The organism is Limosilactobacillus ingluviei str. Autruche 4, from assembly GCF_000312405.1.
GTDB lineage: Bacteria > Bacillota > Bacilli > Lactobacillales > Lactobacillaceae > Limosilactobacillus > Limosilactobacillus ingluviei.
In genome coordinates this window covers 392,934-403,183 of sequence record NZ_HE997173.1, presented here as the reverse complement: position 1 = coordinate 403,183, position 10,250 = coordinate 392,934, and the positions used below count along the sequence as shown (strand labels likewise).

Genomic DNA, 10,250 nt, shown 5'->3' with positions numbered 1-10,250 from the left:
ACCGGCAGACCGTATACCAAATAAATTATAGCATGTGAGGGTGGGTTATGTACGAACAACAATCTCTACTGGGTGATGATATTGACTACAAGGCAACCGAGAATAACGTTAAGCATTTCCTGACCCGGATCTACCCGCGTGCGAAGCGGATGGCGGGGAAGGAGCTCTCTAATATTCAGTCGCCGCAAATTACCGATATGCCTAAGGGCGCCCCAGCAGGCAATCCCTTAGAGCAGCGGATTATCCAACGGTCCTATGCCCAGCAAGTGGTCAAGGCAACTGTTGATGCAATCTATCGGTGTGATGCCTTTAGCCGTGAGGTCTTAGATCTGTTGTACCTGCAAGGCTACTCAGATTCAGCTTGCTACATGGCGATTGGGTATCAACGCAGCCAGTATTTTAATCGGATTAAGCCAAAGGCATTACGTCAATTTGCGGAAGCGTACGAGCTTAAGGATTTGGAAATTCATCGCTGAAAACAAAAAAGCCGCTGCGATTGGGCAACGGCAAGGCTGGTTCAACTAGAAGTAGTTGCAACAAGCACAATATCTATTACACACTTTAATTATATTTGCAAAAGAGAAAATGTCAAGAATATGTACGGGGAGCACGACCCCCAATGTGTGTATTAGATATTGGCTTATCGCTAAACTACTTCCGACGAGAGAAGTAGCGAACAACAGCAGCGCCGATGATTGAGACAATCACGTATACTACTGGTTCGTAAGCGACAAGCACGTCGTAAAACGTGTTGTGCAACATACTTCTCCTTTCCGACAAGGGCACTTACCTTCATTCGTGCCTTCCAGCAAGCGGACTCCCAATGTCAGACTACGGCAAAGCCGCAAAACTATTCTAGCATAAAACATCCAAAATTTTGAAAATCGGACTCAAATCGGACTAAGAGCGGACTATGACCGGACTCACAGCACTAAAAACGGCGTTATAGTGGTATTGTCCAATGATTTGGATAAGCAACTCAATATTTTCCAGTGGCGGTGTAGCTCAATGGGCGAGCAGCAGGTGTAACCTGAAGATCCCGGTTCGATTCCGGGCCTCGTCATACCGCCTACTCGGCAAGGCGGGTGCCAAGTTCCCAGGTGGGGCAGTATTTTTTGAAGCGATTATTACTGACAAAAGTGTGGTCCAAATCCACCGCTTAGGCATTGCTGGGCTGACAACTAGACTTAACACGGAGGTGTGGTAAGCCTACTTTGTATAGCAGCAGTCTAGCTTCCCGGAGCATACTACCTAGCATTAATATTATCAGGAGGTGAGAGCCTCCCCCTTTACGATTTGTTGCTCCGGTTATCTCGTAGTGGCACGTTTACATTTACAATCAAGGTTTCAATGGTGATTTGTTTACGCAGATTGATTAGTATTAATGAAAACAACCGGTACTGCCGGTCCTCCTTTTTCTGAATGAAGGTATAACGCGTTTAAATTAGGTGCCTCGGGGTGCAAATCCCTGCTACGAGATTGCGGTTTACGGATACTCACAACTATGTGTACCGCAACCTGGTGGCCCGTGTGGTCGCTATAATGCCTGGCTTTGGCCGGGTTTTTGCCTCGATAGCGAAGATAAGACAAACGCGGCGGACTGTAAATCCGCTCCTTCGGGTTCGGTGGTGCAAATCCATCTCGGGGCATCAACGCTAAGGGAAATATTTATTATAAGGATGGTGAAATGGCCTCTTTATAGTTAACGACACATTTATCCCCTGGCAGAGACTGAGTAGAAAATGCAACACATGCTGGTTTACGGTAACTGCTCAGTATAACGTCCGTGTGAAAATGGACGGTAACATTTTATTTTTACCTCAGCCTAGTTATTATAACCGGTCTTTTATATTATATGGATGAGGTGAAAATAAAATGGTAAAGACAATTATTGATTATGAAGATTGGAAAAACATTGAGCACTTAAAACCTTATAGTTACACATGTGGATATTGCGGAGAAACAGTTGGATCTAGTTATGGATATCTGCTAAAGTATCATGATGACATTGCAATCTATTTATGCCCGTATTGTGGGAGGCCATCTTTTATGGAAAATTATGTAGTAACGCCAGGTGCTGTTTATGGGCAGTCAATAACTAACTTACCTGATACAGTACAGAGCTTATATGATGAGGCGCGTAACTCATACCAAGTTGGAGCGTTTACTGGTGTTGTTTTGATATGTCGTAAAATTTTAGCAAATGTAGCAGTTTATTACGGTGCAGAAGACGGCCAAAGTTTTATTAAATATGTTGACTATCTTATCGATAATGGTTATGTCCCAGAAAAAAGCCGAGAATGGGTTGATAAAATCAGACTCGAAGGTAACAGTGCAACGCACAATCATACGTCTAAAAATAAAAACGATGCTCAACGTATTCTGGATTTTGTTCAAATGCTGCTTCTGATTAATTTTAAGTTCAATAGTGATTACAATAATTCAGAAAACAATAACTAACTATAATGTCAGCTAAATAGCTGGCTTTTTTATTTTGGTGAGAGATATGAGCGAACGAACTAACAACATATACAATTTAAACTATCTTGACTTAGATCAGACGACGGGAACTTTTCAAATGCCTGTCCTACATCCAATTGTTTATAAGCCTGAGAAGTTAGTTGGGTTCGATCGCTTTGCAACGGCCGCACCAGCAGATGGAATTCATTTCTACTTGGACGATTATCGTTTTGAGCGGTTATGGAAGCAGCCACAGCGATATATCGATATTCTCAAGAAATTCGATTGTGTGCTAACGCCTGACTTTAGTCTGTACACGGACATGCCACTATCAATGATGGTTTGGAACGTATACCGCTCAAGATTGCTAGGTCAAATGATGCAAAATAGTGATCTAACAGTTATTCCGACAGTTACTTGGGCTGACCCGCGTACGTATGATTTTTGCTTTGATGGTTTACCTAAATTTTCTACATTGTCGATTAGTACAATTGGGGTACGCAGGCGTCGGACTGCACTTAAAATTTGGCAACAAGGTGTCGATGAGGTAATCCGGAGACTTAAGCCAGTCCAGTTATTGATCTATGGGGATAAGATAGAGTATCCATTCCCGGAAGAAATAGACGTTGTGTATTATCAAAATGACAACATAGCTAGATTACGAGGATTAGCTGATGGGAAGTAGAGGAGCCTCATCTGGAGTGGCTAAAAATGGCAAGAAGTACGGAACGGAATACCGTACTCTTCTGCAATATGGAAACATTAAGTTCATTAAATACAATGTTGCAAATCAATCAAGGTCTCCCATGGAAACTATGACAAAAGGAAGAGTCTACGTAGAGGTCACCAAAGAAAATAAGCTCAAGAATATCGTTCGATTCGATGAAAACAATCTTCGTTCGTCTCAAATTGATTTGGACCATTACCACAAGATCAATGGTATTCCTAGTAAGCCTCATGTACATGTAGGATATTTGCATAATGAAAAGGGCGATCGAAAGGTTACTAAACAAGAAAAGAAGTTAATTGAGTTAGTCAAAAAAATATGGGACAATAACAATGGGAAGTGAATCGAATAAGAGGGAGTTCAGGGCCCAGTACCGTATAGAAAAGTGAACCCGGAGGTGGCGCAAGCTAAAATCTGAGCACATACTGACGTCCAAGTGCCGGTTCAAATCCGGCCACTTTCCAACCAGCATCTGCATCACGCAGGTGCTTTTTTAGTACATAAATAAAATTACTCTAGGAGGTGGGTGAGATGCGATGACAAGGATTGACGATGCCCGGAATGATTACTTAGCCGGCATGAAGTATAAAGAAATTGCCCAAAAGTACGGTGTGGCATTAAGCACCGTTAAATCTTGGAAGACTAGATATGGTTGGCAACGTGGCCAGAAAGGTATGCATACAAAAGGAAAAAGTAAGCGTACAAAAGCACCGCCAGATGTTGTTGAAGAGTTGGCAGAAAATGACGAGCTTAATGACAATCAGAAACGTTTCTGTCTGTACTACCTGCAGCGATACAATGCTACTTGGGCGTACCAGCAAGCTTACGAGTCGTCGTACCAAGTGGCCAAAGTCAACGCGTGGAAGCTGATGCAGAAGCCTAAAATCAAAGAGCAACTCGATAAGCTTAAACGTCAGCAGGTCCGGGACCTGTACGTAACGGCGAATGATATTGTGCGCGAATACTTACACCAAGCAACGGCCGATATTACCGACGTACTCGACTTCCGGACCGAAAAGCGACTGGTGTGGCAAAAGATTAAAGATGATACTGGCCCGTATGAAGACAACAGTGGCCACTACCGAATGGAGCCGAAGATTGATCCAGCAACTGGCAAGCAAGCCTACTACTACGAATCCATCGTGGTGCTCAAGAATAGCAAAGAGATTGATACTTCGGCCATCAAGAGTATCCGGATTGACAAAGGTGAACCAGTTGTAGAGCTGTATGACAAGCAGAAAGCCATGAAGGAACTGTTGGCGCGGCTTGATAATGCTAACCAAAGCGGCCTGACCAAGATTGTATTTGATGATGATTTACAGCCTGATGAGGAGGTGAAGGAAGATGGAGGCGAAGCTGAGCCTAAATAAACTGGTTGGTAGTGGTTACTATGACTTCTGGCACGATAAGCACTTTTATCGCGTGGTGAAAGGATCACGAGCAAGTAAGAAGTCCAAGACCACAGCCTTGAACATGATTTATCGGCTGGTGAAATACCCGTGGGCCAACATTTTGGTTGTTCGCCGTTACTCGAACACCAATCGCCAATCAACATATGCTGACTTGTGCTGGGCCATCCATCGTTTCCAGATGGATCACTTATTTAAGTGCAATCCGTCAATGCCGGAAATTATGTACCTTCCCACAGGTCAGCGGATTATCTTCCGTGGCTTGGACAAGGCGCTGAAGTTGACATCAATTACTGTAACGCAAGGATCACTAGCATTTGTGTGGCTTGAGGAGGCATATGAGGTCGAATCAGCTGACAAACTGGAAACCTTGCAAGAGTCTATTCGGGGGCAAATTGATGCTGCGGATGGCTTTAAGCAGATCACTATTACATTTAACCCCTGGAATCGCAATCACTGGTTGCGGCGGACCTTCTTTGATCCGGAAACGCGTAAGGATGACGTGTTTGCCCAGACGACCACGTTCCGCTGCAATGAATGGCTCGATGTGAAGGACCGGCAACGGTACCTTGATCTGTATAAGACCAATCCAAGACGGGCCCGAGTAGCTGCTGATGGCGATTGGGGTGTCAGTGAAGGCTTGGTCTTTGAAGACAACGTTGACCGCGTGGCATTTGATCCGATGGAGAAAATCACAGCCTGTCGAGACACAGCCTTTGGCATTGACTACGGCTTTGGGAAAGACCCAACCGCCTTTGTGGCCATGGCCGTTGACAAGCGTAACAAAGAAATCTGGATCTACGATGAATTGTATGCGTACCATCAAACTACTCCGGAGACTGCGGCATGGTTACGCCAGCACGGTTACCAACGGGCAACAATCTTTGCGGATAGTGCATCCCCAGAGCGGACGCAGCAATTAATCGATCTGGGGATCGAAGGAGCACGCAGCGTAGTTAAAACACCGGTAGAAGCCGGCATTGACCAATTATGGCAGTACAAAATCCACGTGCACCCATCTTGCGAGCAGACGTGGAACGAATTCAACAATTACGTGTTCGCAACCGATAGCATCGGCAATACCTTGAACAAGCCCAAAGATGAGAGCAACCACCTGATCGACAGCATCCGCTATGGTATGCGTCAGTACATGGATCTCTACGATGGCAGTATCGGAGTTGACTGGGACAATCAGTACCACATTGCCCGACAAATGGGGGTTGATATTTAATGACAGAATTATTTGAGCAACAACGCTTCAACACTGAAGCCAACCGCGTCTATCGAATGCCGGTTGGCTTTTTTGATGCCATGCGTAACAATCCAACGCAACTCTTTGCGACTGCGTACAAATTTACCCGCCATCACGTGGATAATCAGGTGCCGCGGCTAAAAGGGTTGATGGACTACTACGTGGCCAAAAACCAAATCAAGCAATGGCCCGGTTCGCCCAATCCTAAGAACGCGCATAATCGGATTGCATCGGCCTTTGCCCGGTACATCACGAATATTCGCGTCGGGTACTTCCTCGGCAACGACATCCAATTCAAAGTGGCCGCCAGGGAAGATCAGGATAAGGCAACCGCTGCTACGCTAGCCGACTTGATCGACAACTACAACCGCACGGCGGATGAAGTTTACATCGATGAGATGATCAAGAAGGATTTATCAATCATGGGCCGGGCCTACGACCTGGTCTATGCTAACGCAGGCACAAATACGCTGAACCTGGCCAAGGTTGATCCAACAACTGCCTTTGTCGTGTACGATGACTCGATCAAAGGTCAGCCGTTATTCGCGCTGCGTTACTACCAAACGGGAGTATTAGACGAGCACCTGGTTGAGCAATACGAAATCTACACTGACGATAAAATCTATCGCTTCCACTCTGAGGGCGGCCTGCCCAACAGCAATACTCCAACTAATGCTGCAGTCTTTGACGGTGAAGAATATCATTTCTTCGGCCGAGTACCTCTAACTGAGTACCGGAACAATGAAGAGCGGATGGGTGATTGGGAGCCTGAGTTAGACCACCTGGATGCATTAGACAAGACCGTCTCGACGATGGCCAACTTCCAAGAGGATTTCAACTCAGCGGCTTTGGTGGCCACCGGTCAATTTGCCAATAAAACCGAACCAGTGTATGCCCGCGATGAGCACGGCAACAAAAAGATCGGCAAGGATGGTAAGCCAGTGGTATTAGTACCGGCCCACCCGGTAATCAACGCAAAGGACAATATCTTTTGGCTGAAGCCAGCAATCGTTGAAAAAGGACTGGGAGCTGAAAAAGAAATTGTCATGCCGTCGCTGAAGTACCTCACGAAGCAGTATGATTCGACCGGCTGGTCAACGTACACGAATTTCTTAATTAACGAAATCCATAAATATACCAACACGCCGAACGTCAATGATAAGGACTTTGCCAGTAATGCCTCTGGGGTGGCCATGAGCTACAAGCTTTGGGGCAGTGATCAAGAGCGAAAGATCCAAGAAGCATTATTCAAGAAGTCATTGATGGATCGGCTGGCTTGTTGTATCAATTACTGGACAATCGGCAGCAAGCTCAAAGGAGAAGTCGATGATTTGTTGGCGATGGTAACACCAAACCTTGATCCAAACCTGCCGAAGAACGATGACCAAACAGCCCAATTGATTCAGACGCTCAAGAGTACTGGCTTATTCAGTGGCCAAACGCTCAGAGAAAAGGCAGAGCCAATCACGGAAGTTAATGCAGAAGCGGAACAACAACGGATTGACGATGAAGCCAAGCACGAAGCGGATGTCCGATCGCAAGAAGATGCAGGAGACTTCGGGATTGGGCGAGTCTTCGCTAATGGTCAACTGCCAAATCAGGAGCAGGAGGATGATGAAGCATGACGGACCAAGAATGGCTGAAAGCACTACGATCGGTGTTTGGACCTGATGACCCGGCAATTAAATCGTTAGAACAATTGGTGGCCACGGCCCAGCATGACCAAATGCTGAACTTGGCCTACTACTTTGGGACGGATTTGCAAGCACGCGCCACGTCAGACGATTTAGCGGCGGTCGAAGCAGTCCTCAAGCAATTAAGTGCAGAAGCCACGACAGATGCTCAGCGGGCTGTTTTGAGTGCTTTATTGGACAATGCTCCCAATACCACCAATGCTGATCTGGCCAAGCTTAACAGTCGGCTGAATATTGCCCAAACGGGATTGATGCTGGCTGGCTCCTTAAGTGTGCTTAAACAGGAAATCTATCAACGTTTGATGCACTTAGAAGGAAAACCCCAGCAGGGCTACAATACGCAGCTAAAGCGCAAGGCTCTGATTAAAACCGCGTTGAAGACAGGGCAGGCGGATGAGGAGCTACCAACGATTTTCAAGCACATGCAGGGCTTAGCAATTGATCTGGACAAGGTTATTGATTACCAAGTCCAAACTCACATGAATCCGCATGCGCTTGAAAAGGCGGTCAATGAAGCGCTCAAAGTTGAGGACTGGAAAGCCCAAACCGCGAAGAGCTACCAGCGAGCCCAAGCAGCGGCCAAGCGAATCTTCTTGACCGAAGCTAAGGCGACCCAGACCAGGGAAGTGGCTCACCGCTACCGGGCCAATGGCTATGAGAAAGTCAAGGTCGTATCCCGACACAATGAGCACGTATGTGATTTTTGTACGGGGATGGACGGTACGCAAACCGAATTGACCAAGCTGGTCATTGGGGTCAATGCCCCACCATTCCACCCTAACTGTCAATGCAATATCATCCCGGTTCGGGGTGATTACACGTAGTGACTATCGCTTGGTAGTCGCTTTTTTTATGTCTTCAAACGTGTGTCAGACGTAAAAGAGCATACGGTAATCCTCGACGGAGGCTAAACGGAATCAGCCGACGGGCGTAAAACGGAGGAGATTAATAATGACAGATGAAGATAAGCAACCACAAGGGCAAGGACAACCTACGAATCCAGACCAAGGTAATGGTGACAAGGTAACCTTTACCGATGAACAACAATCAGTGATCGATAACCTCATCAACAATAAGATCGCTAAGCTAAACGAAAAGCACGCAGCTGACTTGAAAAACCGGCAAGCTGAATGGGAACAAGAAAAAGCCCAAGCAGTTAAGACGGCTGAAAAACGGGCGAAAATGACCGCAGATGAACGGGCTAAGGCTGAAGCGGCTGATCGGGAAAAGTCGTTGGATCAACAACGGGCTCAACTGAACCGCAAGATGCAGGAACTGACTACTAAGTCCATGTTGATGGACCGTGGGATCAGTGCTGATATGTTGCCATTGGTAATGGGTGCAACGGACGATGAAACCACCCAAAACCTGGACCAACTGGAAAAGTACGTTAGTCAACAAGTCCAAAAAGCCAAGGATGAACTAATGGCCGGCCATCAAAATCCGGTCAACGGGTCCGGCAATCGAGGCAACTCGTTTGCTGATAATCCTTGGGCTAAGGAAAGTTTTAATCTCTCAAAGCAAAACGCAATCGCAATGACGGATCCGGAGATGGCTCGGCAAATGATTGCAGCAGCCAAACCAACCGGATACTACGTTCAACCATCATAAAGGAGTTGTAAATAATGGCAGATATTACCGTGGCTACTCAATTAGCCAATATGCAGATCCCGGAAAGCTGGGCCAACTACGTGGTCCAACGAGCCGTGGAAAAAGATCAATTCTTTACGTCAGGGGTTATTCGGCCCGTACCTGACTTGGCCCAAAAATTAATGGCCAACGGGGGCTATGTAGTTAACATGCCGATGTTCAAGGCACTGGCCGACGTTGACCCGCAAATCCCTGATGACACCAAGGACATCTCGCTCAATGCGATCCAAACGGACAAGGCACAAGCCCGGCTGTTTGGGTACAACCAAGCGTGGTCGGCGACTGATCTGGCGGCCGAATTAACCAAGACGGATCCACTGGAAGCAATCGCCGAATCAATTGGTGACTACTGGCGGCACATTAACCAAAAGACGTTGCTGACGACATTGGACGGGGTCTTCGCATCCGATTCGATGAAGGGGATCAACCAATTTGACGCTACTGATGGCCGGACCTCGAAAGACGCGACCTTCTCGTTGAAGAACTTTAACCGGGCCCGCTTCTTACTGGGGGACCGGTACCAAGACTTGGCAATCGTAGTGGTCCACTCAGACATCCTGCGTCAATTGCAAGATGCCAACGTAGTCGACAAGGATACCAACAAGATTATTATCAACAGCGGTAATCCAGTACCAACTGCAATTTCCGCGCCAAACCCTGGTGATTCAATCAAGGGCGTTAAGGTGATCGCGGATGACTCTCTGCCAGTCTCCGGCGGCAAGTACACCAGTTACCTGTTTGCGACGGGGGCTTACGGTTGGTCCGAAAAGCCACCTGCTCACGCGGTTGAAACCGGCCGGGATCCACTGCGCTTTAACGGGGTCGACTACTTGATCAACCGGCGGCGTTTCGTCTTGGCTCCGCAAGGGATGAGCTGGGATGAATCAGCCTTCCAACAAGCTCACCCACACCAATACTTCCCATCCATGGCTGACATGGCCGACGGGAAGAACTGGGTTCGCAAGTATGATCCAAAGACGATCCCGATGATCAAGTTCACCACGTCTAACGACCCAATTACGCCGGTCTCTGATGGCAGTCACTAATGGAGGTGAGCC

At 46.9% G+C, this 10,250-nt stretch carries 10 protein-coding genes and 2 tRNA genes; all 12 read left to right on the top strand.

The window, feature by feature from the left end; genetic code table 11:
• The first annotated feature begins 47 nt into the window (after positions 1 to 47).
• The 12 genes from BN54_RS01980 to BN54_RS01925 all read left to right on the top strand — a co-directional run bounded on the left by BN54_RS01980 (position 48) and on the right by BN54_RS01925 (position 10,238).
• Positions 48 to 476, top strand: coding sequence for an ArpU family phage packaging/lysis transcriptional regulator (locus tag BN54_RS01980; RefSeq protein ID WP_019205453.1), 429 nt, complete (start codon positions 48 to 50; stop codon positions 474 to 476).
• A 518-nt stretch (positions 477 to 994) separates the two neighbouring features.
• Positions 995 to 1,063 (top strand) — tRNA-Tyr (locus BN54_RS01975).
• A 503-nt stretch (positions 1,064 to 1,566) separates the two neighbouring features.
• A tRNA-Tyr gene (locus tag BN54_RS01970) sits at positions 1,567 to 1,649 on the top strand.
• A 226-nt stretch (positions 1,650 to 1,875) separates the two neighbouring features.
• A complete protein-coding gene (locus BN54_RS01965; protein ID WP_040469693.1) occupies positions 1,876 to 2,460 on the top strand; it encodes a DUF4145 domain-containing protein in 585 nt (194 codons plus the stop codon).
• Positions 2,461 to 2,506: 46 nt separating this feature from the next.
• On the top strand, positions 2,507 to 3,145 hold the full coding sequence (locus BN54_RS01960; RefSeq protein ID WP_155818230.1) for a DUF4417 domain-containing protein: 639 nt from the start codon (positions 2,507 to 2,509) through the stop codon (positions 3,143 to 3,145).
• Positions 3,135 to 3,530, top strand: coding sequence for a hypothetical protein (locus BN54_RS01955; RefSeq protein WP_019205449.1), 396 nt, complete (start codon positions 3,135 to 3,137; stop codon positions 3,528 to 3,530). The genes BN54_RS01960 and BN54_RS01955 overlap by 11 nt, the downstream gene beginning before the upstream one ends.
• 193 nt (positions 3,531 to 3,723) lie before the next feature.
• Positions 3,724 to 4,557: a terminase small subunit gene (locus tag BN54_RS01950; RefSeq protein WP_019205448.1), complete on the top strand. Its 834-nt coding sequence runs from the start codon at positions 3,724 to 3,726 to the stop codon at positions 4,555 to 4,557.
• Positions 4,532 to 5,827: a PBSX family phage terminase large subunit gene (locus BN54_RS01945; RefSeq protein ID WP_019205447.1), complete on the top strand. Its 1,296-nt coding sequence runs from the start codon at positions 4,532 to 4,534 to the stop codon at positions 5,825 to 5,827. Before BN54_RS01950 ends, BN54_RS01945 begins: the two co-directional genes overlap by 26 nt.
• A complete protein-coding gene (locus BN54_RS01940) occupies positions 5,827 to 7,473 on the top strand; it encodes a phage portal protein (protein WP_019205446.1) in 1,647 nt (548 codons plus the stop codon). Before BN54_RS01945 ends, BN54_RS01940 begins: the two co-directional genes overlap by 1 nt.
• Positions 7,470 to 8,366, top strand: coding sequence for a minor capsid protein (locus tag BN54_RS01935; protein ID WP_019205445.1), 897 nt, complete (start codon positions 7,470 to 7,472; stop codon positions 8,364 to 8,366). Before BN54_RS01940 ends, BN54_RS01935 begins: the two co-directional genes overlap by 4 nt.
• 127 nt (positions 8,367 to 8,493) lie before the next feature.
• Positions 8,494 to 9,153: a DUF4355 domain-containing protein gene (locus tag BN54_RS01930; RefSeq protein WP_019205444.1), complete on the top strand. Its 660-nt coding sequence runs from the start codon at positions 8,494 to 8,496 to the stop codon at positions 9,151 to 9,153.
• A gap of 14 nt (positions 9,154 to 9,167) precedes the next feature.
• A complete protein-coding gene (locus tag BN54_RS01925) occupies positions 9,168 to 10,238 on the top strand; it encodes a hypothetical protein (RefSeq protein WP_019205443.1) in 1,071 nt (356 codons plus the stop codon).
• Positions 10,239 to 10,250 lie beyond the last annotated feature (12 nt).

Excerpts from the sequence above, each read along its gene's own strand:
- BN54_RS01925 (WP_019205443.1), top strand. The coding sequence starts at position 9,168 with ATGGCAGATATTACCGTGGCTACTCAATTAGCCAATATGCAGATCCCG.
- BN54_RS01940 (WP_019205446.1), top strand. The coding sequence starts at position 5,827 with ATGACAGAATTATTTGAGCAACAACGCTTCAACACTGAAGCCAACCGC.
- BN54_RS01945 (WP_019205447.1), top strand. The coding sequence starts at position 4,532 with ATGGAGGCGAAGCTGAGCCTAAATAAACTGGTTGGTAGTGGTTACTAT.
- BN54_RS01980 (WP_019205453.1), top strand. The coding sequence starts at position 48 with ATGTACGAACAACAATCTCTACTGGGTGATGATATTGACTACAAGGCA.
- BN54_RS01960 (WP_155818230.1), top strand. The coding sequence starts at position 2,507 with ATGAGCGAACGAACTAACAACATATACAATTTAAACTATCTTGACTTA.
- BN54_RS01930 (WP_019205444.1), top strand. The coding sequence starts at position 8,494 with ATGACAGATGAAGATAAGCAACCACAAGGGCAAGGACAACCTACGAAT.
- BN54_RS01950 (WP_019205448.1), top strand. The coding sequence starts at position 3,724 with ATGACAAGGATTGACGATGCCCGGAATGATTACTTAGCCGGCATGAAG.
- BN54_RS01955 (WP_019205449.1), top strand. The coding sequence starts at position 3,135 with ATGGGAAGTAGAGGAGCCTCATCTGGAGTGGCTAAAAATGGCAAGAAG.
- BN54_RS01935 (WP_019205445.1), top strand. The coding sequence starts at position 7,470 with ATGACGGACCAAGAATGGCTGAAAGCACTACGATCGGTGTTTGGACCT.
- BN54_RS01965 (WP_040469693.1), top strand. The coding sequence starts at position 1,876 with ATGGTAAAGACAATTATTGATTATGAAGATTGGAAAAACATTGAGCAC.